The following is a 21,102-nucleotide window of genomic DNA, read 5'->3' on the forward strand; positions in this document are numbered from 1 at the left end:
AAGCGGATTGTTATGCGGCGATCTTGATCTCTTTGCACATAGACACCTCTCAAGCTCTGCAATTAGCCAATTTGGAAACGAGAAGACCAGGATAAGTTTCATCTTCATTATTTGAGCCTAAAAGAAGTAGCCCGACACCTATAGAAGGCGTAATGTCATAGTTAATGAAAAAGATGCCAGCAGCCTCTAACAGAGTGATCAATCCTCTGAACAATCTTCTATTATTATTAGGTTCAATAGCTACAAATGGCAGATGACCAGATGGCGCAGATGCATCAAAAGTAGCATTACCTCGGCTAATCCATTCGTTATTAACTCGCCATCCAATTCGGTCGCCAAAACAATTTACCCCGTTAGCCAAAAAGCTTGAGAAGGCTTTGCACTCTAAGTAAATTCCTCGCTGAACACTGAAACCAAACCTTCCACTACTATGTTTAATCCACAACGTATCAATTTCATTAAAAACATCACAGGGGAATTCTCGAAAATACTCAATAAAACTCGTCCTCTCTACGCTTAGTTGTTGTTTCAAAAATGGGTCAAAAATCAGAAAATTAGTTTCCGAATTAGCTGCTTCCCATTTTCTTTCTTTTAGTAACTCCTCCAATTTTGAATATTTAGTAATTTTCTGAGGTAAATCTAGATTTGGAATTGGTTTAGGACTGGTAACTGAGGTAGGTACAGGCATAGCAGTTGCTGTACCTGACCGCTCAGGCAGGCTTCTAAGAAATTGAGCGGCAGTAACCGTTCCAATCACTCCAAAGCTCCCAACTCCAAGAATTTTAAGGAACTGTTGTCGTGTTAAGAGTTGAAGAGTTTCTGGATTCTGTCCCGTTGTAGAAGAACCACAATCTAACGAGGGTGAGTTTTCAGAAACATCAGGAGTAGCTTGACCCGACAAATTACTTGAGGGCACAGATACAGCTATATCAATATTTTTATCCTGCCTTGTATAAAGCGTAGGAATTAAGTGACCAGGAGTACCTGCAAACTGAATCTCCACGCAAGCAAACCTATAAGCATTTTCAAAGGAACGACCTGATCCCAACGCCCTGTAAAAACCAACAGCGAATGCAATCGCAGCCTTGTCGCCAATAGCTTGATTCATTCCAATAACAAAGGAGATATGTTGAGCAATGCTTTTTGCTTGAGCTTCTGAGTAACAGGCATTCAAAACAACACAGTTAACTTGCTCTGATAGCAACTCAAATAAGCTTGCTAGTGCATCAATCTGAACTGGATGTGTCTTCCCGTGAATGTCCTCGAAGCAAAGTTCACCCGTACTTATACCGTGTCCAGAAAAATGAACGATTTGAGGGTCAACATCAAAAATTGCTTGAGTTATGTCTCCTGGACGTACTGATTCGCGTGACTCAAGCGAAAAATTATCCCTCTGCTTCGCAAGTTGTAGCTTTTCACGAATATCTCGTAGCTCCTGCCCTAACCGGAGGCGGGCAGCATCACTTGGATCAGCCGCTAGAAACAGAATTTTAACCTTACTCATTCAAAGCATTTATACAGAGTTTTCTCTCCTCATAATACAAGTCTCACATAACTCCAGTGTGCTTGTAGCGGAGAACTGAGCCGCATAACGATTAAGTTGAGGGCAACACATACAGCAGATTTCAGGCTTATGAAGCACAGTAGCGACGGTGTTGCTATTGGTTTACCGACTTACAGCACATTTCAGGTTTATGGAGTACAGTAACAACAGTCAGCAAACCAGTTGCGTAGATGCTCAGGATTCACCAAATGCAGAGCCGTTGCAATCAAGGTGTCTACCATCTTGGTTGTAGTCGGAGAGAATTGTCGTAAGAACGCTTTGAGTTGTGACCACCACCGTTCAATCGGATTAAACTCCGGGGAATAGGGCGACAAATTCAGGACGCTGGCTCCGGCTGACTCAATCAACGGCTTGATGGACGCGATCTGATGAGCAGGTAAGTTATCCATGACCACGATCGCGCCTGCCCAAAGCTGAGGAACTAAGCAATGTTGGATGAAGACTTCAAACGCCCTGCCGTCCATTGAATCATTTAAGGTCATGACCGCTAACACTCGGTTGAGCGAAATCGCCCCAATCACCGTGACTTTTGCCCCTCGGTAAAACGGCTTGAGGTCATAGACTCTGGTGCCCTCACGGCTGCGCGCATGGGTTCGCGTTAACCCGAGTAAAACCCCCATCTCATCGAGAAACACCAGATGCTCAGGGGCAACTTGACTCACGTGTTCCCAGTACTCGCTCCGTAACTTCTGGACTCGCTCAGTGGCGGCTTGTGTGCTGCGTAAAGTCTTTTTTTTCGCGTCAACGCTGCCTTTTGCAATGCTCGGCACATCGTACTAGCGCTGACCCACTGCTGGTAGGTGTCTCCCCAGTATTCACAGTATTCTACCAGCGTCGCATCGGGGTGTTGCTCGACCATCTCAACTAACTGAGCCTCACGCCCGGCTAGCTCACCCTTCATGCCGCCGCCCTGTTTGCCTGGCTTAAGATGTCCTGCGACTTCCTGTTGCTTTAGCATCTTTTGCACGAAGGCTTTGCTCACATCAAACCGAGCCGCTACCTTCCGAATTGAGGTGTTCCCGGCTTGATAGGCTTGCACGACTTTTTCTCGAAAGCTAGTGGGGTATGGCTGCATTTTTTCTACTGACACTGACTAGTTAATCGTACTACATCTACTTGAAAAATGCTGTATACCGTACTCGACTTACTTGAAATCTGCTGTATGGCTGAAACGAAGCAGAAAATCTTCAAATTGCCGCTCCAACGACTTGTTAGCTGGTTTGCCCCACCCATCACCTTCAAATACCTCTGGATGGATTACCCCAATATTTTTTGACCTACACTTTTCTCGTAGTGAGACTCAAGGCTGAAAGTGAGGACGTTGAAACCGTCGCACTTGGGCAATAGTTTCAAAGTCGCGATAACCCGATAGACAACCTGTCCATTTCTAGATACGTTGTTAGCCAGTGCTTCTCAGCGATCGCCTACCACTTAGTCCTCACATCAAGGTTCAGCTTCAGCAACATCCTCAAACAAACGATCGCCGCGATGCAGTCTATAAGCCATTTGATAGGTTTGCTCTTGCGATCGCATCGTGGGTGTATGAGCCGCTAGATACCGCGATGCGGCAACCAAAACGTTAATCCCAGCAGGGGCGTTACCCAATTGGGAGTATTGACGAAAAGCAGCTTCAATCTCCTGGATCACATGAAATTGTCGGTCTTCACGCAACAGCAATTTGCCTAAGAGGGCTAAGAGCAGTTCTGGGTTGCCCCCACTGTAAAGATAGCTCCCGACTAACTCCCCAACTTGATTCACTTGCTGCTGTCGATCCATCAACTCTGGCAGTTTGTGTAACAACTCTGCTGGATTTTCTACTGTTTTATCTGGTTTAGGAAGGTGAGCCGCAGGGACGTTGAGAAAGCGATCGAGATACACACTCATTGCTGCATCAAACACACCTCTCAACAACTCCGGCGATGCAACTCGTCTCATGCCCTGATGAACCGCATTGGCAAAGGTGAAAGTATGATGGGCGATATCCCAATCGTTAAAATCATTGTTCGTGCTGAATTGAGCAATCCGCAGAGCAGCAGCATAGGTTACAATTTCAGCCAGTTCGACCTCAGAACAGCCTTGCCGCAGGACGGTCAGTAGAGCATCTGCGATCGCTTGGGCATTGTCACCTAGCAAGATGGGCATGAGTTGGTCGCGATGGTTCCAAGTTCTCCGTTGATTTTTTCCCTCTGCTAAAGCTTGCGGCAACGCTTCAAACGCCTGTTGCAAAATTGCCACTAAATCAATCGGGGAGCGCCAGGATCTAGATTCTTCCATTCGAGAGGCGCTAGTATATCCAGACACTAAACTGGTTAAGACGAGTTCTGCATTTTGCCAATTCGCAGCATCTAAAGCCTCTAATGCTTTATTGGTAAAGTCTAGAGGGTGTCCAACACTCATATATCGATGGTCAGTCACCACGGTAAAGAGCATGTGAGCTAGTTGGGTTTGAGAGGCTCCTGCCTCGATCGCTGAGGCTAAACAACGCTCTGCGCCTTCTGCATCCCTGACTTCCACAAACTGACGAAACCAGCTTTGTAGAATCGGAATCTTGTCGGGATCGTTGGAGCTAGGTAGGGGTTGAATCGGAAATCGGGGCGGTTGATTGCTAGTATCCTCGGCGACGGCGGCTAGACCATGATAAATTGCACGAGGTTTGTCTTCCTCATCAAGATAGGGCAATAGGTTCATCATACAAGTGTGGATGGTTAAACCTGTGTCCCAACCGCTCTGTCGATAGCTAACCCCAAAATCTAATCCCATCTGAAAGGCTTGAGTGATGTGTTTCTCGTGCTTCAACAGCGCAATGACCGATTTGCCAATCACTAAGGGAATGCCCTGTTCTAAACCGTCTTGAAGACGCTGGCGATGATGGGATAATGGATCGGCATGAGCCGCAAGATCGATCCAGACTTCACGATCGCGGATTTGCACTGGAAAAGCAGGCAGATCATCCGCCCAGGAATCAAACGTGCCGCCGCTCATCACATCAAATCGGGCATAGTGCCAATCACAAGTGAGAATACAATCTTTTACCGTTCCCCGATGGAGGGGAAAACCCATGTGGGGACAGCGGTTATCTACGGCATAGATTTTGTCATGCTCGTGAATCAGTAATATCGTGTGTCTGGCGTTTACCCCAGAGGGGGAACTGCTTCGCAACGTCACTACTAATCGCCCCGCTTTACGCACATCCTCTAAATCGGCAGCACGAACATAATTTTCTGTTCTAATATACATTTGCTATCTCCCCTGACGGTTAGAACAATGTGAGATTGGGTGAGATTGGCTTGAATTTGGATATTGCTTCAAGAGTACTCTTATCCGCGTCAATCAAAGTATCTCTAAAATAGATTCAACTCAATTCGCTGTCACTGAATGACTAGATCTTGCCAACCGATCGGTGAGTTCTTGATCTTCTTGGTTGTAAATTGCCTTCTCTTTTTGAATAAAGATATCTGCTAAAGCATCATAGGCTTCGGCCCACGCCGCAATTACTTCATCCGTTGCAGCATCTTGCAAAACATCTTTCATGGCTTGCAACAGCTTTTCGCCAATCAGGGAGTACTGCTCAGGCAGAATGCGAGTTTCTACGTGGCGATGGGCAATGTGATCGACTGCCGTAGCCAGTTCGTCTAGCCGATCGATATGAGTCGCATAGGCATAAACAGCGGCAGCTAACTTGTGTGCTTGTCCACCCCCATCGAGATGCTGCATCCAGGTGGTTTCAAAGCTACGTTTATAGTCAGGTCGCTCTGCAAAGGCAATTTGATACATCCGTCGGGTAATCTCTTCACCCTTTTCCTTCACAACAGGTGCAGTTGCTTTGACAATCTCGATCGTTTTTTGACTAACCATAATTCAAAGTTTTCCTCCTACTGTCAGACTTCACTGATTTAGTTCTACAATGTCTCCAAATGACAAGGCGCTACTACCATTACGGGTATTGTAAGCACTGATCATGGCGGCTTTTAGGATATTCGTGTCAATATCACCGTTGGGCGAGTCAGCATTAATTTGACCTCCTAATTCTTCGGTGTAGTTCCAAAAAATGACATCAAAATAGGCTCTTTTCTTCAAGCGCTTATTTTTCAGGAGATTGAGACAACTTGTAGCAAATTGTGGATATTTAGAAAATGGGTTGTTTAACTGAGCAAGTTCTTTTGAATCGCTGAAATCGATGTTAGCAGCCTCTAGATCTTGAGCTAACGTTTGGGCAGCCGCAGGAGCAGTTGGAACCACAGTTGGAGTAGAACTGGGTGCTAAAGAAGGGCGGGGTGATGTGACTGATTTCTCAGAAGGACTGACAGAGGGAGAGCTTGGCGATGCGATCGATCCTGATGGAGAACCGGAGGGTGAGGTATTTTGCGGGGCTGAATCTTTCCATATCGTCGGGAAGATAGCCATAGCGCCAATGAATGCGACTGCAATCGCGCTAATGGCTGTCCAAGCTTCCTTGCTTAAACCTTTCTGCTTCTCAGATTCTTTTTCTGAATCAGTCATGAGCCACCTTCGATTTGAAAAATAACTAGTATGTAGCTGCTAGTCAATGCAAAATTAATAGGCGTGCCAAAAAGTTAAAGTCCAACGCGGGTGATTTGCAGATAGCTCTGACCGTCATTGTAAACTTACAGAATTGCATATTCCTAGCTGGAAGCTAATTCAATTTGTACATCATTTCCATCACCATCATTTCTGATAGACAGCATACCGCCAACCAGGACAATTCCTGGTTAGGCTTGATTGATATAGGGTGAAGCGAGTTGAGCTACAGTTTCATTCTCAGCGTCCAGCGACGCGACGGATCGCTGTCGCAGTTGAATTGAAGGGCTGTTACGTTGTTTTCGGTACTTCTTCCCCCGGCAATGGTCAGACACTTGTTGGTTTGCACATTCCTAATCTGATAAATACCGGCACCAGTTACATCACTTATCCGCCAACGGCGCGACGGATCGCTGTCGCAGTTGAATTGAAGGGCTGTTACATTGTTTTCGGTGCTTCTTCCCCCGGCAATGGTCAGACACTTACCAGTTTGCACGTTCCTAATTTGATAGACACCCGTGCCACCTACGTCGGTTATCCGCCAACGGCGCGATGGGTCGCTATCGCAGTCAAACTGAACCGCCTCGACATTGTTTTCGGTGCTTCTTCCCCCAGCAATAGTGAGGCACTTATTGGTTTGCACGTTAATCAGCATCAGTTCGTTGGCAGGAGTTGCAGCAAGTGAGACAGAGAAAGGAACAGTAGCTAACAGCCCTGCTGCAAATAAGCCGAACAGACCCAATCGTCGGGTTCGTGACAAAATATCCATCATGATGTGTCTCCTTTTGGGGGCGTGTCTCGAATGCAGTCAGTAACACTCGTTCTAGTGGCATCCTTTGATTAACATCTAGGAGCCTAATAATTTGTTAGCAGCGATCGACTCTAAAAAACCATAAGAACCAAAGAAATAATGCTTCAGTATTTAGTTCGTCTAACTATTGAGATCACTTTAGCCAACAGCTTAAACGAAGTCGCACCTTTTCTTGCGAACTTAGAACATAATCTTGCTATGACTTGCGAAACTGATTCGGATTCATCCCAGTGGATTGACGAAAACATCGGGCAAAATGGCTCTGATTGGCAAAACCACACTCCATTGCTACAGATGTAACAGTTTGTTCTGGCTGCTTGAGCAAATGCTTTGCTCGTTCTACTCTCTGGAGAATTAAGAATTGATGGGGTGAGATACCTGTCGATCGCTTAAACAAATGACAAAAATAGTACAGACTCATCCCCAGTTCATTCGCAATATCAGTTAAGGATATATCTTCACCCAAATGCGCCTGGATATACTCGATCGCTTGCCTAAGCTTTTGCTTCGACAACCCATCCTCGTATTCCCGAAAGTGATGCTTGCGGGTAGAGTAACGGTGCAGTAGGTGAGCCGCCATTGCTGTTGCCATTGAATCGGCATAGAAACGACTTCTCGCGCCATCCACTTCTAAACTTGATCTGAGTGCTAAACCCATCTGGTGGAGCAGTACATCAACTGTTTTCAATGTCAATAACAGTTCAACGCGATCGGGAGTGACTGATTCATGTGCGATTTGAGCTAGAAAGGTAGGCTCCATATAGCAGTTAATTGATTCCATTGCTTTAACAGTAGGATGAGAATGGAAGCTAATCGGTAGATCAGCGGGGTAGATTTCAATACATCCACTTGCATAGTCTTTTTCCCGATACGAGACTGTTTGCGAATGCCCCTCAGCGACAAATTCAAAATCAACTGGCGAATGCCCTAATGGAATAACGACAACATGTTGAAGATTAGATACTTCAGGCAAATCCATAAAGGGTAGGCGGTAATGCTCAAGCTGAATGCTATTCCAACTCGATTGAAAACTGGTTAGCAGTGGCGGCTTTGGCAGCAATTTTGGCCAATCCACATAGTCAATCACCAGAGGTTGCTTTACAGACATCACCGCCTCCAAATCTTGGTTTATATAACGACCTCACCCTCAGTTTTATAGATATCGCGTTTATAAATATCGCGTCTCGCCAATGCGATTTTATTTCACCCCCACCTCCAAACCTTGCCCCTAAACCTTTACCGTCATCTTACTCAACCTTCGCTGACGACAAAAAATTGTTTCGGAACTTGTAACTTTGATTCAAAGTTGATCATCTCAACCTTCGCCACTCAACCACTGCCCCGACCTCTGGGTTCTTTCGGACAGCACAGATAACCTTAAACGACTGTCACCAAACAACTCTCACCACCGATCGCCTTCTGGTGTTTTCGCACTCACTAACAACCGAAAAGAACAAGTGCAAGAACTTGGACTGGAGGCAGCTAACAAGATCTTGAGACAACCTGAACATCAAAAGAAGTCAAAAAAGAAATGGCATAATTTCAATTTAGCGACGCTCAACAAAACAAATATTTCCACTAACGAGGGCATCATGCAAAACATCACGGGAAAACAAGCGCATTACCCAATGGTGATCGGCGATCGCTTCGTCACAACAGGCAGCCAGGATCTAATCAACCCCGCGACCGAAGAGGTGTTTGCCACCGTTGCGATCGGCACTCCCCAGAATGTTGATGCCGCCGTCCAACAAGCCCAAAGAGCACAGATCGAATGGAGTCAGCTTTCTTATGGCGAGAGAAGTTTAGCCCTGCTCAAGTTTGCCGATGCGGTTGAACAGCAATCCGACACCCTCGCTCAACTAGAAAGCCAACATACAGGCAAGCCGATCAAACTGAGTCAAAATGGCGATGTTCCGTTCTCGATCGACAACCTTCGCTACTTTGCCTCCGTCGTACGACATCAAGAAGGCGTTGCGGCAGGCAGCTATGTAGGTGGCTATACGAGTATGCTGCGACGAGAACCGATCGGTGTGGTAGCCGCGATTACTCCCTGGAATTACCCCTTGATGATGGCCGTCTGGAAACTCGCGCCTGCTCTCGCTGCTGGGAATGCGATCGTCATCAAACCCGCCCCCAACACGCCGATTACGACTATTGAACTCGCTAAAATTGCCCTTCAATCAGGTCTACCCGCCGGACTGATCAACGTCGTCACGGGAGGAGCCGATGTCGGAGAAGCGCTCTGCACCCATCCCATCGTCAGAATGGTGAGTTTCACAGGCAGCACCCCAACGGGAAAGCGCGTCATGGAGTTGGCCAGCCAAACCGTCAAACGAGTCACGCTAGAACTGGGCGGAAAAGCCCCCTTTATCGTGTTTGCTGATGCCGATATCGAAGCTTGTGTGCAGGGTGCTGTCGTCGCAGGCTATATGAACACAGGTCAAGACTGCACCGCCGCTACCCGCATCTATGTTCAAAATGAAGTGTTTGATGCCTTTCTCGATCGCTTCATCACCGTCAGCAAACAAGTCAAAATGGGCGACCCAACTCAGCCCGATACCGACATGGGCCCACTCGTCAGTCAGGTACAACAAAACAAAGTACACGGCTATGTCGAAGAAGCTCGTCAGCAAGGAATTCGTGTCGCGCTAGGGGGCGAACTGCCCACAGACAAAGGCTTTTTCTATCCGCCAACCATTTTGGTCGATGCGCCTCAGACAGCAAACTGTGTGCAAGAAGAGATTTTTGGCCCGGTTCTCGTCGTCAATCGGTTTAGTGACGAATCTGAAGCGATCGCTCTCGCCAATGACATTCCCTACGGATTGGCCGCCAGCGTGTGGACGAGCAATGTTCAGCGATCGATGCGTGTCACAGCAGCTTTAGAATTTGGCACCGTTTGGGTCAACGACCACATCCCGATCGCCAGCGAGTTGCCCCACGGTGGATTCAAACAAAGTGGCTTTGGCAAAGACATGTCGCACTATGCCCTGGAGGAATACACGATCGTCAAGCATGTCATGTTTGACAATTCTGGCTTACAGCGCAAACCTTGGCACTTCTCCGTCTTTGGCGAAGCGTAGAGGTTGGACATTGGACATTGGACGTTAGACATGAAATGCTGTTCTGTCCAGAGTCCAGAGTCCATCTAAGATTCGTCTACCTGCAACGTTGTTTTTGAGACGAGGCGAGTTTTCTTTTTATCGGCCTCAGACAGATCTTGTCCGGCTTGAAGTTGGGTAGCACTGGTTTGCAAAACGGTTGCAGCTCCCTGATCGCCCATTTGTAGTGCAGTTTTGGCCGCAGTTTGAAGCATCGTAGCGGCTCCCACGCGATCGCCCTGCTGCAATTTTGCCTCTGCGATCTGGGTCTGCCGATATTTTGCCAACGCCAGAATGTGATTTTGCACTTCAGGATTAATCGCAGGCTCAAACGCCGTCACTGCCGAGATTTCAATCGGGAAGACTTCAGACAGCAAGCCTTCTTGACCCAAAGCCGGATCGTCATAGCGAATTTGCACCGAGGCGATCGTTTGTTTCCCCTGGGGAAGTTGTCCGACATACAAATTGGCCAACACGATTCGAGGCGCGTCCACCATCAGATCCCCTAACCGAACGATCGTTAGATCCCCTTCCTGCTGGACAGTGAGTTCGATCGCATCGGGCACCACTTGAGCGATCGGCTTCAATTCTGCTAATCGAATTCCAGGAGTCAGCGACAACATCAAATGAGCATTCGTCAAGCCAACCGATTGAATGCGATCGAACAATCGACTAAATTCCACAACGGCTTGATCGGGCTGCTCAATAAAAGAGAGCGCTCCACCGCCCGCATCAGCAATTTTTTCTAAAACATTCTGATTCCACGCATCCCCAAAGCCCAGCGTGTTCAGCGTCATGTTGTATCCTGTCGCCAGTTGAGCGAGTTTGAGACAGCGATCGTTATCTCCATGCTCGTTTTCTCCATCCGTCAGCAAAAACGCCTGAGAAACCGCATCTTTCTTCCCCTTCGCCAACTCCTCAATGCCCAACCGCAACCCTTCATCGATCGACGTACCCCCCGCTGCCTCAAGCTGATGAAGGGGAATTCTCAACTTATCCAGGTCTTCGATCACCTGATTAGGCACCAGCACTTTAGCTCTGTGATTAAAGGTGACGATCGCGATCCGATCCCCCGGCGACAGTTTCTCAATCAATCTCTGAGCAGCCTGCTTAACAGTAACCAGCGATCGCCCTTCCATCGAGCCACTCTGATCGAGAATCAAGCAAAGATTAAGCGGAATACTACGCCCGATCGCTTCAGGGATCGCTGAAATCGAAATCGCAACTTGACGCTGACTATTAATTTGAGTCACGTCTACTTGAGCATCACTGAGAGCACACTTCAGTCCGACTTGCATAGGAGATGGGGGAATGTAGAGATAATACGGAGCTTCGATCAGATATCTACACCGTACCTCAGCTTGATTCCGCATCTCAAAATAAAATTCTCCCTCCTCCCTCATCCCTCATCCCTCCTCGCGAAGCGGAACGAAGTTCTCCCTCCTCCCTCCTCCCCCCAGTTCGGTTCTCCCCAATCCCTGTATCGTTCCGTCCGTCTCACGCCACGTTACTATAAGGAGATAGTGCCACTCTTGAGGCAGACCGCACGCTATGAACTCACCCATCAAGGCTATTCAATCTACAAATTACGGCGACGCTTACTATCGGACACCTCCCCCCGATCTGGCTTCGCTGCTCCTCAAAGAACGGATCGTTTACCTGGGCGGGCCGCTTCACTCGATCGACGAATACCGCCGCAACCCTGGTCAAGATGTGACTCGGCTGATCATCGCTCAGTTGCTTTACCTTCAGTTTGACGATCCCGAAAAGCCAATTTTCTTCTACATCAACTCGACGGGCACCTCCTGGCAGGGTGAAACGATCGGCTTTGAAACCGAAGCATTTGCCGTGGCTGACACCTTGAGCTATATCAAGCCACCCGTTCACACGATTTGTATCGGTCAGGCCGTCGGCACGGCTGCGATGATCTTGTCTGCGGGGACTAAAGGCTGTCGCGCCAGTTTGCCCAATGCGACGATCGTGCTAAACCAGCCCAAGTCTGGCACCAGAGGACAGGCAACGGATATTCAAATTCGTGCCAAAGAAGTGTTAGAAAATCGAGCGGCGATTCTAGACATCCTCTCTAAGAACACTGGACAGTCCATTGAGAAGATTGTTAAGGATACCGATCGCACCTTCTATCTCACGCCTCATGAAGCGAAGGAATATGGACTGATCGATCGCGTCCTTGAAAGCACGAAACAGCTTCCTGTCCCGCTTCCTGCTCTGGCTTCATCATAGGCTTCTGGATTATGCAAGTTCCTTATCGCATCCCTGGTAGCCAATATGTTCAGTGGGTTGACCTCTACACCCGCATGGCATTTGAGCGCATCGTTTTTCTCGACGAAGAGATCGACGACAACTTTGCTAACTTTGTGGTGGCCTTGCTGCTGTCTCTCGCCTCCGAAGATGCGACCAAGCCGATCTACGTCTACATCAACTCTCCGGGCGAACGGCTCTCAGGGGGCACTTCTTCTCTAGTGGCGAGTATGGCGATCTACGACACCATGCAGTACATCAAAGCGCCCATTCAGACGATTTGTTTGGGGCAAGCAGTTGGGACGGCGGCAATGATTTTATCATCGGGCACGAAGGGATCTCGCTTCTGTCTCCCAAATGCAGAAATTGTATTGTCTCAACAGTTTGGGCAGAGTCGTGGACAGGCCACCGATATTCAAATCGATGCCAAAAAAATCGTGGACGATCGCACCAAGTTCCTTGAAATCTTGTCTAGCAACACGGGGCAACCCGCCGAAAAAATCGAGAAAGACATCGATCGCCGTCGCTATTTCACCCCGCAAACTGCTAAAGAATACGGTCTGATCGATCGCGTTCTCGAAAGCACCAAAGAACTGCCTAAACAAATTCCCGCTTCTGTCTAATCCCCTTACCCCTCACTGTTACTATGCCAATCGGTACTCCCAAAGTTCCCTATCGCCTGCCTGGTAGCTCCTACGAACAGTGGATCGACATCTACCAGCGCCTCAGCCTAGAGCGCATTATTTTCCTTAGCCAGGAAGTTGATGATGGGATTGCAAATGCGATCGTCGCCTCCATGCTCTATCTCGACTCCGAAGATCCCGGTAAGCCCATTTCTCTCTACATCAACTCCCCCGGTGGGTCTGTGACTGCGGGAATGGCGATCTACGACACCATGCAGCACATCAAATCAGATGTCGTAACGATCTGCGTCGGTCTTGCCGCATCAATGGGTGCCTTTCTGCTGGCCGCTGGAACCAAAGGCAAACGGTTTGCACTTCCCCACGCTCGGATTATGATTCACCAACCCCTCGGCGGGACGGGACGCAGCCAAGCCAGTGATATCGAAATCGAGGCCAAAGAAATCCTTAGAATTCGGCACCACCTGAACACAATCCTGTCAGATCGCAGTGGACAGCCCCTCTCTAAAATCGAAAAAGACACCGATCGTGACTACTTCCTCTCAGCCGCAGACGCTAAAGAGTATGGTCTGATTGACAAAGTGATTGAATCGGTCAGCTAAAGGGCAAACTGAGCAGGTGTCATGCTTGATTGACACAGGGACGCAATGGGCGTAGATGCATTCCGGTTAATACTGCGTCCCTCTTCCTCTTTTGGCATTATTTTTGACTTCGTGGCAGAATTCTAAGTGATTCTGCTTTTTTCATATCTAATGAATATTGCAGACTGCTATCGATTATTAGGACTGAGAACGGGAGCCTCTTACGAGGACATCAAAGCCGCTTATCGTCGCTTGGCCCGGCAGCTTCATCCAGATATCAACCCTGGCGATCAGCGATCGGAAGAAAAGTTCATTCAAGTCAACGAGGCTTACCGATTTTTGTTGGGCGTAGTCAGTCCACCTGGAATTGAGAATGACTCACCCGAAACGTCTCCGCCTTCGGAATCGACTAAACCCAAAATCAAAGTCACTCGCAAAGCAGAGAAGCCTAGTCCCGTCCAGTCCAACCCCAATCATTCATTAATAGACCAGCAGCTTAAGCAAACTTCTTATGAGCAGTTGCAGCAGTTTTTGAGAAGTCGGCGATTTCCACGAGCGATCGCCCTTGTCGAAGGACTGGCCCAGCGGCTCCCCTCTGATCCCGAAATTCGTCAATGGCAAGCCATCACCTACCAGCGCTGGGGACATCACCTGATCCAAGACAAACAGTTTGACAAAGCTCGGCTTTACTTAAAGAAAGCACTGCGAACTGACCCTCACAATCGATCGCTCTGGGGTGAAGTTGAACGAGACTTTCGCCGAATCGAGCAGCTTCTCTATCAGAAAAAATAGACATTAGGCTGTTCTGTAGCCCTTGTTACCTGCGGATTTGTAAGACAATTACTCCCGCAAATTGCAGTCAGGGGGATGCTTTTCTAGTAGCACTTTGGTATAGTTGAGATACAAATAAACCGCTACTCAGGGATAGCTGACAGCTTTAGGGGTGTCAAACATTTTCGTGAGTGGGACTGCTCAGACCTTGAGCGTCACAGCCTTTTAATACTTCCCTAGATCACAAACTCTTCTGTGAAGAACATTGATAGTTGGAATTAAGTCGGATGTAGCCGTGCGTTTTAAAACCACGCTTGCTTAACAAGAGTACGCTTATCCACTTGAAAGCTACGGGGTTTTCCGAGTGATTGCTATTTCACCTCGTCCTACTGGACGCAACTGGAACACAGTTAGCTTTGCCTCCACTCTCTACCTGATTCCAATTCTGGATCTTTTGCTCTCAAAGGTGCCCAGTCAATGGCAGGCTGAGATCAGGCTAGGGTTACAAGAAGCGTTGGTAAATGCTGCCAAGCACGGGAATAATCTTGACCCTGGCAAAAAGGTTTTGGTTCATTTCTCGGCAGTTTCGGATCATTATTGGTGGGTAATTTCGGATCAGGGAACTGGCTTTATGCCGCCTGAAAGTCAGGAAGATACAAGTTCTAAATTGCCCTGTGAAGAAGGGGATTGTGGTCGAGGACTCTATATTCTTCACCAGGTTTTCGATGAAGTCCAATGGAACCACCAGGGAACTGAATTAAGGCTTTGTAAACAGGTTAAGAAAACTGTCAGACAACCTTTGGTACTTTAGTACTGTTTTTTGCGTCTGTCAAGCGTCAACTCTATCGAGTGATTTCTCTCGAAAGCAACTTTGTACATCCTATTTTCGTCAAGATAGCAGCGCGACAACGTATCTGAAGGTTGTGACCACTCTGATCCCCGCTTCAGGTGTTAGATACGCTCAATTTTTTGCTATCTTGGCAAAGCGTCAGGCTCCCTGACAAATGGGATCACTCATCTGAATTAAACAATGGAAACGAAAAAATTAGAGCTACTCCTTCTAGCGGGTTGCTCTTGCCTGTTAACGCTGCTATGTCAGCCGATCGCCTCTGCGGTTACTTCTTCCTCCCCGGCTCCCAGTCCAGTAGTACAGTCCTCTGTCCAGTTAGAAAGTGCCTACTGTAAAGTGAGCTTTCAAGACAAGTTGAAAGCGAGACGTAATCAAAATTAACTTTAGGACTCGTGTTTGTGGCTCTCGCAGGGGGGGGCAGAAATCGATCGATCCAGCCACCCACTGGCCTGCTGCACTCTTAATAGAGCTTCTTCTGGCTGATCTTTGAGAAGAAACACCAGGGCCACTGCAATTTGTTCACGAGATCTGGCTTTGCGATCGTTCTTAAGTCGATGCCAGTCGCGATCAGTAATGGTTAGCTTTTCGGAAAGTGCCTGTGCCAACTCTAAAGGACTGAACTCAGCTAGCTTGCTCGATGCAGCCGTTTGAAGCGTAGAATCTGTCATAAGCGCGTTGGGGATGGGTAAAATGAATCCACTCTCACTTTACTACGCTGGCATGGAGCCGTCTCAAGATCCCGATCGTTTGTCGCCTTCTAATCTGGAATCTGACCTGGAATTTGAGCAGTCTCTCCAGTCAGTGGAGCGATCGCTGCAAGAACTCAAAGACCGTCATCTTCAAATCCAGCGAGATCAAAAGCTTCAAGCAGCCCTACAGACGCAGCGACCCCTTGTGGGCAACTCGAAGAGATCGCAGCTAGATCAAGGCAAATCGCCTGAGCTTCAAGTAGAATTACGGAAGATCGAGCAGCAGCTAGAAGAACTCGAAGTCAGTCTGGAGAGCCGTTTATTTTCTTGGGCGGGCTTTAAAGAAGTCTTTTGGCAAGCCGTTCGATTTTGTGGACTGGGCATCCTTGTTGGTTGGTCACTCGCCTTCTACACCCTAAAGAACCCCACTCCCTCCCACGCGCCACCCCCTACACCCCCAGTTGCTCCATGACACGACGGATTGCAGAAATTTTACGCAGTGGTCAACCCGATGAGTCAGTTACGATTCAAGGCTGGGTTCGGACGAAGCGGGAGCAAAAAGGCTTTTCATTTATCGAAGTGAATGATGGCTCGTCGATGGCTGGGCTGCAAGTGGTGATCAACGAGAGTGTGCCGGACTATGGCGCGATCGTCAAACGGCTCAGTACGGGCGCATCGGTTGAGGTGTCTGGCGTGTTGGTGCCGTCTCCGGGCAAGGGGCAGCGCATTGAGGTGAAAGCCGATTCGGTAGCCGTATTTGGTGAGGCAGATCCCGAAACCTATCCATTGCAAAAGAAGCGCCATTCGTTTGAGTTTTTGCGAGACATTGGACACTTACGATCGCGCACCAACACCTTTGGAGCCGTTTTTCGCGTTCGGAATGCCTGCGCGGCAGCGATTCACCAGTTTTTTCAGGAAAGAGGATTTCTTTGGGTTCATACGCCGATCATTTCTGCCAGCGATTGTGAAGGGGCGGGTGAGATGTTTGCGGTAACGAGTCTGGACTTGAAGAAAATTCCGACAACGCCCGACCAAAAGATTGACTACAGCAAAGACTTCTTTGGCAAGCCTGCTTATCTGACGGTCAGCGGACAGTTAGAAGCTGAGATTATGGCCATGGCCTTTAGCAACGTTTATACGTTTGGGCCAACGTTTCGGGCAGAAAACTCAAATACCTCTCGTCACCTGGCAGAGTTTTGGATGGTCGAGCCTGAAATGGCTTTCTGCGATCTAGATGGCGATATGGATCTAGCAGAAGCATTTCTCAAATACATTTTTTCCTATGTGCTGGAGCATTGTCCTGATGACATGCAGTTCTTTAACGATCGCATTGACAATTCTGTTTTACAAACGGCCGAAAATATCACCAACAATCAGTTTGAGCGATTAACCTACACGGATGCGGTGGCGCTATTAGCGAAGAGCGATCGTCCCTTTGAGTATCCGGTTGAATGGGGTCTGGATCTGCAATCTGAACACGAACGCTATCTAGCAGAAGAGTTATTCAAAAAGCCCGTGATTGTGACAGACTATCCCACACAGATTAAAGCGTTTTATATGCGCCTGAGCGACGACGAAAAGACCGTCCGGGCGATGGATATTCTCGCTCCCAAAATTGGCGAAATCATCGGTGGCTCTCAGCGCGAGGAGCGACTGGATGTTTTAGAGCGACGCATCAAGGCGCAGGGGCTAAACGTCGAGGATTACTGGTGGTATCTGGATCTGCGGCGATATGGCACTGTTCCTCATGCGGGGTTTGGGCTGGGATTTGAGCGCTTAGTACAATTTATGACGGGCATGGGCAATATTCGCGATGTCATTCCCTTTCCCAGAGCGCCCTTGAGCGTTGAGTTTTAAGGCAAGATTTTCGCTTCAGTGATCAATCCAGAATGCCCTCTAAATCCCCACGAGTGAGGGACTTTGAATTGGCAACCTTGTCTGAAAGTCCCTCAGATTGGGGAGTTGGAGGGCAGAAGCTCCAAAAACGAAGCGAAGGAACTCTGTTAAACCCACGCAACGCTAGTTGAACGTTAAATAAAAAAAGCCTGGAGCGTAAAGATTACCCCCAGGACGTTCACTCTGATGAAAACGTTGTTTTACGTGCGAATGCTACGTCAAATTCTTACATCAAACCCAGTTGCTCTAGAATTCCCTTTCCTGTCATAAACTCGGTCGCGAAACCGATCGCAAGTCCCAACATTGCTAAACGACCGTTCCAGGTTTCAGCAAACGGGACAAATCCGAATTTAGGCTTTTGTTCTTCCATTTTGACCTCATTCTGGGGATAGACTTCTTAAGATAACTTAACGCTATTTGCAACATCCCGCAATAATCTATTAATTGAAAATTTGCGATCGCCCCATCGAGTGAGACACTAGATCAACGAGATCAAACGCTGTTTTTGTGCCATGTCAGATCCTCAATCAATTAGCGCTGCCGTCGCCGCACTCTATAACACTTATCCTTTTCCGCCTGAGCCGCTGTTAGATGAGCCGCCGCCTGGCTATAACTGGCGCTGGAATTGGTCAGCCGCCTACAACTTTTGTACCGGGAGAAAGCCCCAGCGACAAGACATTCGCATTCTCGATGCAGGCTGTGGGACGGGCGTGGGAACTGAATATCTGGTTCACTTAAATCCGCAGGCACAGGTCACGGGGATCGATTTGAGTTCGGGGACGTTGGCCGTTGCGAGAGAACGCTGTCAACGATCGGGAGCCAATCGCGTCAAATTTCATCACCTCAGCCTCTACGAGGCCAACCAGCTTCCAGGAAAGTTTGATCTGATCAACTGCGTGGGCGTGTTGCATCATTTGCCTGACCCGATTCGCGGCATTCAGTCTTTGGCGACCAAACTGGCTCCGGGCGGACTGATGCACATTTTTGTCTACGCCGAATTGGGGCGCTGGGAAATTAACCTGATGCAGCAAGCGATCGCGCTTCTTCAGGGCAACCAGCGAGGTGACTATCGAGACGGTGTGCAGGTTGGTCGTCAAATTTTTGAGACGCTGCCCGAAAACAATCGCCTGGTGCAGCGAGAACAAGAACGCTGGTCAATGGAAAACCGACGCGACGAATGTTTTGCCGATATGTATGTCCATCCCCAGGAAATTGACTACAACATTGAGACGCTGTTTCAACTAATTGATGCGTCTGGGCTAAAATTTCTGGGCTTCTCTAATCCGCGCCAGTGGACGCTCGATCGCCTACTCGCCAAAAACCCTGACTTAATGCGACGGGCAGAAGGACTGAGCGATCGCCAACGATACCGCCTAATCGAACTGCTCGACCCCTCCTCGGTGACTCATTACGAATTCTTTTTAGCCAGAGGCGAACTTCCGCTTGTCGATTGGTCTGCCGATGAAGCGCTGCTCAAAGCCATTCCCGAACGCAGCCCCTGTATGGAAGGTTGGGAGAGCAAGTGTTTGTTTAACTACGACTACCAGATTTTGAATTTGTCAGACGAAGCGTTTAAATTTATGCAGGCTTGTGATGCTAACCAAGATCAGCGATCGGTTGCAGACCTTCTCACCGATGCGCCATTGGAATTAGCAGGCGTGCGATCACTTCAACAACAACAGCTAATTTTACTCACTCCTCAATGGTGTGAACTTTGAACCGAAACTCTTCTCTTAAAGTCGCCCAAAATTGGCAGCTTGGGGGCAGAAGCGTCGAACAACGAAGCGATCGAATCCAGTTATTCCGTTGACATCCCATTCAGGCAAACAACACTTCAAAAGCGATTACTTCTCAGCTTTCCAGGTGCCGCCGTAAACATAGAAAGGATTGTTGTGGCTGACCCGCTCCCAGCAGTTGCGACAAACAAAAACCCACTCGGCTGACTCGTCATGTCGAACACGGTAGAGGACAGGAGCCGATTGTATGCAGAAATGACAACCCTTTTGACGTACCCGCTTCATTAACTAAGCGAGCGCGGAGGCTTTGGGTCGAGCAAAAATCATTCGTCCTGCCGAAGTTTGTAGCGCACTGGTGACAATGACTTGCAGTTCTCCACCCACATAAGCGCGACCTTCTTCGACGACGACCATCGTCCCATCATCCAGATAGCCAATACCTTGAGCAGGTTCTTTGCCTTCTCGAAGAATTTTGAGATCCAGGCTGTCTCCCGGCAGATAAGAAGGGCGAACGGCTTGAGTTAAATCGTTCACATTCAACACAGAGACGCTCTGGACGCTGGCCACCTTATTCAGGTTGTAATCTGTAGTGAGCAGCGTTCCATTGATGTCTTGCACCAGACGCACCAGTTTTGCATCAACGGTCGAAATCTCTTCATAGTCGGCAGAGTGAATGATCACGCGATCGGGATAAGCCTCGCGCAGACGGTTGAGAATATCTAACCCACGCCGCCCCCGAACCCGCTTTTGATCGCTAGAAGCATCCGCGACCTGCTGCAATTCTTGAAGCACAAACTGAGGAACGAGTAATTGCCCTTCTAAGAAGCCAGTATCGAGTAGAGAAGCAATCCGACCGTCAATGATGCAGCTTGTATCTAAAACTTTGGTACTCGAAGGTCTGAGGCTACCTTCTGAGAACAAGAGCGTTTCGACACTGTTGGGATTAATTAATCGAAGCAGCGATCGTCCATGCACATCCGCCAATGACACGCCAGAGACCGCAAACATCAGACTTCCTACCACGGCCGCCAGAGGCTTGATAAATGAGAACTCTTGAGGAATGGGCAGCAGAAATATCGGAGCCAGCAAGAGATTGGCTACCAGCAAGCCCAGCACCAAGCCAACCGATCGACTCAACAAAACATGGGCAGGCATTTCGCGAATTTGTCGAGTAACGCGCCGATAGCCAGTCTGAGCGACCAACCCAACCGCAATTCCGATCATGGCTCCAAAGCCCGCCAAAACGACTCGAAGGGCATCTGGGTTGGTTGCCTGCTGCAAGACACTACCAGGTAGCGCTTCAATGCCGTGGTAGCCGATCCCCGCTCCTGCTAGGATGAATGAAATAAGAATGATGGCATCAATCATAATCTTGAAAGGTGGGGGACTGAATTTATTTTGAATGAGTGATTTTGAATAAATACTATTTGAAAAGCAGTTTTTGAGACTCTTCTGAAATGAGGATTGTGAAGGAGTTCTGAACGCTAAAATCTAGTTAGATTGCTATGAGAATAGTATATCTTATACGCTTATAGAATTTTTCTCTTAATCCCTTTCTGTGTGGGCGGTTAACCCTACAAAGCGAGAATCCTTAGCGACACAAAAATCAATATTTTGGCTTAGTGTAAGCGCTAATTTTTTAAGATTAAAATTTTCGTTTATAGAGA

At 48.2% G+C, this 21,102-nt stretch carries 23 protein-coding genes; 11 read left to right on the forward strand and 12 right to left on the reverse strand.

The window, feature by feature from the left end; all coding sequences use genetic code 11:
- Window positions 1-49 precede the first annotated feature (49 nt).
- The 3 genes from ACKFKH_RS04575 to ACKFKH_RS04585 form a co-directional block, all read right to left on the reverse strand.
- Complete coding sequence (locus ACKFKH_RS04575; RefSeq protein WP_446857057.1) at window positions 50-1,504, reverse strand: GUN4 domain-containing protein; 1,455 nt, start codon at window positions 1,502-1,504, stop codon at window positions 50-52.
- Between the two features lie 188 nt (window positions 1,505-1,692).
- A complete protein-coding gene (locus ACKFKH_RS04580; RefSeq protein ID WP_446857058.1) occupies window positions 1,693-2,334 on the reverse strand; it encodes an IS630 family transposase in 642 nt (213 codons plus the stop codon).
- Window positions 2,223-2,639: a helix-turn-helix domain-containing protein gene (locus ACKFKH_RS04585; RefSeq protein ID WP_446857059.1), complete on the reverse strand. Its 417-nt coding sequence runs from the start codon at window positions 2,637-2,639 to the stop codon at window positions 2,223-2,225. The genes ACKFKH_RS04580 and ACKFKH_RS04585 overlap by 112 nt, the downstream gene beginning before the upstream one ends.
- Window positions 2,640-2,687: 48 nt before the next feature.
- Between ACKFKH_RS04585 and ACKFKH_RS04590 the strand changes: the two genes are divergently transcribed.
- Window positions 2,688-2,840: a hypothetical protein gene (locus ACKFKH_RS04590; RefSeq protein ID WP_446857060.1), complete on the forward strand. Its 153-nt coding sequence runs from the start codon at window positions 2,688-2,690 to the stop codon at window positions 2,838-2,840.
- A gap of 167 nt (window positions 2,841-3,007) precedes the next feature.
- Here ACKFKH_RS04590 and ACKFKH_RS04595 read toward each other — a convergent pair whose 3' ends face one another.
- The 5 genes from ACKFKH_RS04595 to ACKFKH_RS04615 all read right to left on the reverse strand — a co-directional run bounded on the left by ACKFKH_RS04595 (window position 3,008) and on the right by ACKFKH_RS04615 (window position 8,022).
- Window positions 3,008-4,801 (reverse strand): Rieske (2Fe-2S) protein, encoded by a 1,794-nt coding sequence (locus ACKFKH_RS04595; protein ID WP_446857061.1) that lies wholly within the window; start codon window positions 4,799-4,801, stop codon window positions 3,008-3,010.
- Window positions 4,802-4,921: 120 nt separating this feature from the next.
- Window positions 4,922-5,419, reverse strand: a complete 498-nt coding sequence (locus ACKFKH_RS04600) for a globin domain-containing protein (RefSeq protein WP_446857062.1) — start codon at window positions 5,417-5,419, stop codon at window positions 4,922-4,924.
- A 30-nt stretch (window positions 5,420-5,449) separates the two neighbouring features.
- A complete protein-coding gene (locus ACKFKH_RS04605) occupies window positions 5,450-6,064 on the reverse strand; it encodes a hypothetical protein (protein ID WP_446857063.1) in 615 nt (204 codons plus the stop codon).
- Window positions 6,065-6,329: 265 nt separating this feature from the next.
- Window positions 6,330-6,875, reverse strand: a complete 546-nt coding sequence (locus ACKFKH_RS04610) for an RICIN domain-containing protein (RefSeq protein WP_446857064.1) — start codon at window positions 6,873-6,875, stop codon at window positions 6,330-6,332.
- Between the two features lie 235 nt (window positions 6,876-7,110).
- Window positions 7,111-8,022, reverse strand: a complete 912-nt coding sequence (locus ACKFKH_RS04615; protein ID WP_446857065.1) for a helix-turn-helix domain-containing protein — start codon at window positions 8,020-8,022, stop codon at window positions 7,111-7,113.
- Window positions 8,023-8,506: 484 nt separating this feature from the next.
- On the opposite strand from ACKFKH_RS04615, the gene ACKFKH_RS04620 reads away from it, so the two are divergent.
- Window positions 8,507-9,994, forward strand: coding sequence for an aminobutyraldehyde dehydrogenase (locus ACKFKH_RS04620; protein WP_446857066.1), 1,488 nt, complete (start codon window positions 8,507-8,509; stop codon window positions 9,992-9,994).
- A gap of 65 nt (window positions 9,995-10,059) precedes the next feature.
- Here the strand turns inward: ACKFKH_RS04620 and ACKFKH_RS04625 are convergent, their stop codons facing one another.
- Window positions 10,060-11,415 carry a vWA domain-containing protein gene (locus tag ACKFKH_RS04625; RefSeq protein WP_446857067.1) on the reverse strand — a complete coding sequence of 452 codons (1,356 nt, stop codon included), beginning with the start codon at window positions 11,413-11,415 and terminating at the stop codon, window positions 10,060-10,062.
- A gap of 148 nt (window positions 11,416-11,563) precedes the next feature.
- Between ACKFKH_RS04625 and ACKFKH_RS04630 the strand changes: the two genes are divergently transcribed.
- From ACKFKH_RS04630 to ACKFKH_RS04655, 6 genes are all read left to right on the forward strand, one after another.
- Window positions 11,564-12,253: an ATP-dependent Clp protease proteolytic subunit gene (locus ACKFKH_RS04630; RefSeq protein ID WP_446857068.1), complete on the forward strand. Its 690-nt coding sequence runs from the start codon at window positions 11,564-11,566 to the stop codon at window positions 12,251-12,253.
- Window positions 12,254-12,264: 11 nt separating this feature from the next.
- Window positions 12,265-12,894, forward strand: a complete 630-nt coding sequence (locus ACKFKH_RS04635) for an ATP-dependent Clp protease proteolytic subunit (RefSeq protein ID WP_446857069.1) — start codon at window positions 12,265-12,267, stop codon at window positions 12,892-12,894.
- Window positions 12,895-12,917: 23 nt separating this feature from the next.
- A complete protein-coding gene (locus tag ACKFKH_RS04640; RefSeq protein ID WP_446857070.1) occupies window positions 12,918-13,514 on the forward strand; it encodes an ATP-dependent Clp protease proteolytic subunit in 597 nt (198 codons plus the stop codon).
- Window positions 13,515-13,664: 150 nt separating this feature from the next.
- Window positions 13,665-14,285: a J domain-containing protein gene (locus ACKFKH_RS04645; protein ID WP_446857071.1), complete on the forward strand. Its 621-nt coding sequence runs from the start codon at window positions 13,665-13,667 to the stop codon at window positions 14,283-14,285.
- A 343-nt stretch (window positions 14,286-14,628) separates the two neighbouring features.
- Entirely contained in the window at window positions 14,629-15,075 is a 447-nt protein-coding gene (locus tag ACKFKH_RS04650; protein ID WP_446857072.1) for an ATP-binding protein, read from the forward strand.
- 219 nt (window positions 15,076-15,294) lie between these two features.
- Window positions 15,295-15,495 (forward strand): hypothetical protein, encoded by a 201-nt coding sequence (locus ACKFKH_RS04655; protein ID WP_446857073.1) that lies wholly within the window; start codon window positions 15,295-15,297, stop codon window positions 15,493-15,495.
- Window positions 15,496-15,497: 2 nt separating this feature from the next.
- Here the strand turns inward: ACKFKH_RS04655 and ACKFKH_RS04660 are convergent, their stop codons facing one another.
- Entirely contained in the window at window positions 15,498-15,782 is a 285-nt protein-coding gene (locus ACKFKH_RS04660; protein ID WP_446857074.1) for a DUF6439 family protein, read from the reverse strand.
- Between the two features lie 22 nt (window positions 15,783-15,804).
- On the opposite strand from ACKFKH_RS04660, the gene ACKFKH_RS04665 reads away from it, so the two are divergent.
- Window positions 15,805-16,275, forward strand: a complete 471-nt coding sequence (locus tag ACKFKH_RS04665; RefSeq protein ID WP_446857075.1) for a hypothetical protein — start codon at window positions 15,805-15,807, stop codon at window positions 16,273-16,275.
- On the forward strand, window positions 16,272-17,660 hold the full coding sequence (gene asnS / locus ACKFKH_RS04670; protein WP_446857076.1) for an asparagine--tRNA ligase: 1,389 nt from the start codon (window positions 16,272-16,274) through the stop codon (window positions 17,658-17,660). Before ACKFKH_RS04665 ends, asnS begins: the two co-directional genes overlap by 4 nt.
- Window positions 17,661-17,925: 265 nt before the next feature.
- Here asnS and ACKFKH_RS04675 read toward each other — a convergent pair whose 3' ends face one another.
- Window positions 17,926-18,069: a high light inducible protein gene (locus tag ACKFKH_RS04675; protein ID WP_446857077.1), complete on the reverse strand. Its 144-nt coding sequence runs from the start codon at window positions 18,067-18,069 to the stop codon at window positions 17,926-17,928.
- 142 nt (window positions 18,070-18,211) lie between these two features.
- Between ACKFKH_RS04675 and ACKFKH_RS04680 the strand changes: the two genes are divergently transcribed.
- Window positions 18,212-19,417, forward strand: a complete 1,206-nt coding sequence (locus tag ACKFKH_RS04680; protein WP_446857078.1) for a class I SAM-dependent methyltransferase — start codon at window positions 18,212-18,214, stop codon at window positions 19,415-19,417.
- A gap of 306 nt (window positions 19,418-19,723) precedes the next feature.
- Here ACKFKH_RS04680 and ACKFKH_RS04685 read toward each other — a convergent pair whose 3' ends face one another.
- Entirely contained in the window at window positions 19,724-20,803 is a 1,080-nt protein-coding gene (locus ACKFKH_RS04685) for a PIN domain-containing protein (protein WP_446857079.1), read from the reverse strand.
- Window positions 20,804-21,102 lie beyond the last annotated feature (299 nt).

It is taken from the genome of Phormidesmis sp. 146-20 (assembly GCF_052939475.1).

What these genes read in the sequence shown, in the direction of transcription:
- asnS (WP_446857076.1), top strand. Translation starts at nt 16,272, where the DNA reads ATGACACGACGGATTGCAGAAATTTTACGCAGTGGTCAACCCGATGAG.
- ACKFKH_RS04680 (WP_446857078.1), top strand. Translation starts at nt 18,212, where the DNA reads ATGTCAGATCCTCAATCAATTAGCGCTGCCGTCGCCGCACTCTATAAC.
- ACKFKH_RS04675 (WP_446857077.1), bottom strand. Translation starts at nt 18,069, where the DNA reads ATGGAAGAACAAAAGCCTAAATTCGGATTTGTCCCGTTTGCTGAAACC.
- ACKFKH_RS04590 (WP_446857060.1), top strand. Translation starts at nt 2,688, where the DNA reads ATGCTGTATACCGTACTCGACTTACTTGAAATCTGCTGTATGGCTGAA.
- ACKFKH_RS04630 (WP_446857068.1), top strand. Translation starts at nt 11,564, where the DNA reads ATGAACTCACCCATCAAGGCTATTCAATCTACAAATTACGGCGACGCT.
- ACKFKH_RS04585 (WP_446857059.1), bottom strand. Translation starts at nt 2,639, where the DNA reads ATGCAGCCATACCCCACTAGCTTTCGAGAAAAAGTCGTGCAAGCCTAT.
- ACKFKH_RS04620 (WP_446857066.1), top strand. Translation starts at nt 8,507, where the DNA reads ATGCAAAACATCACGGGAAAACAAGCGCATTACCCAATGGTGATCGGC.
- ACKFKH_RS04625 (WP_446857067.1), bottom strand. Translation starts at nt 11,415, where the DNA reads ATGAGGGAGGAGGGAGAATTTTATTTTGAGATGCGGAATCAAGCTGAG.
- ACKFKH_RS04635 (WP_446857069.1), top strand. Translation starts at nt 12,265, where the DNA reads ATGCAAGTTCCTTATCGCATCCCTGGTAGCCAATATGTTCAGTGGGTT.
- ACKFKH_RS04595 (WP_446857061.1), bottom strand. Translation starts at nt 4,801, where the DNA reads ATGTATATTAGAACAGAAAATTATGTTCGTGCTGCCGATTTAGAGGAT.
- ACKFKH_RS04660 (WP_446857074.1), bottom strand. Translation starts at nt 15,782, where the DNA reads ATGACAGATTCTACGCTTCAAACGGCTGCATCGAGCAAGCTAGCTGAG.
- ACKFKH_RS04615 (WP_446857065.1), bottom strand. Translation starts at nt 8,022, where the DNA reads ATGTCTGTAAAGCAACCTCTGGTGATTGACTATGTGGATTGGCCAAAA.
- ACKFKH_RS04665 (WP_446857075.1), top strand. Translation starts at nt 15,805, where the DNA reads ATGAATCCACTCTCACTTTACTACGCTGGCATGGAGCCGTCTCAAGAT.
- ACKFKH_RS04655 (WP_446857073.1), top strand. Translation starts at nt 15,295, where the DNA reads ATGGAAACGAAAAAATTAGAGCTACTCCTTCTAGCGGGTTGCTCTTGC.
- ACKFKH_RS04575 (WP_446857057.1), bottom strand. Translation starts at nt 1,504, where the DNA reads ATGAGTAAGGTTAAAATTCTGTTTCTAGCGGCTGATCCAAGTGATGCT.
- ACKFKH_RS04600 (WP_446857062.1), bottom strand. Translation starts at nt 5,419, where the DNA reads ATGGTTAGTCAAAAAACGATCGAGATTGTCAAAGCAACTGCACCTGTT.
- ACKFKH_RS04610 (WP_446857064.1), bottom strand. Translation starts at nt 6,875, where the DNA reads ATGATGGATATTTTGTCACGAACCCGACGATTGGGTCTGTTCGGCTTA.
- ACKFKH_RS04605 (WP_446857063.1), bottom strand. Translation starts at nt 6,064, where the DNA reads ATGACTGATTCAGAAAAAGAATCTGAGAAGCAGAAAGGTTTAAGCAAG.
- ACKFKH_RS04685 (WP_446857079.1), bottom strand. Translation starts at nt 20,803, where the DNA reads ATGATTGATGCCATCATTCTTATTTCATTCATCCTAGCAGGAGCGGGG.
- ACKFKH_RS04640 (WP_446857070.1), top strand. Translation starts at nt 12,918, where the DNA reads ATGCCAATCGGTACTCCCAAAGTTCCCTATCGCCTGCCTGGTAGCTCC.
- ACKFKH_RS04645 (WP_446857071.1), top strand. Translation starts at nt 13,665, where the DNA reads ATGAATATTGCAGACTGCTATCGATTATTAGGACTGAGAACGGGAGCC.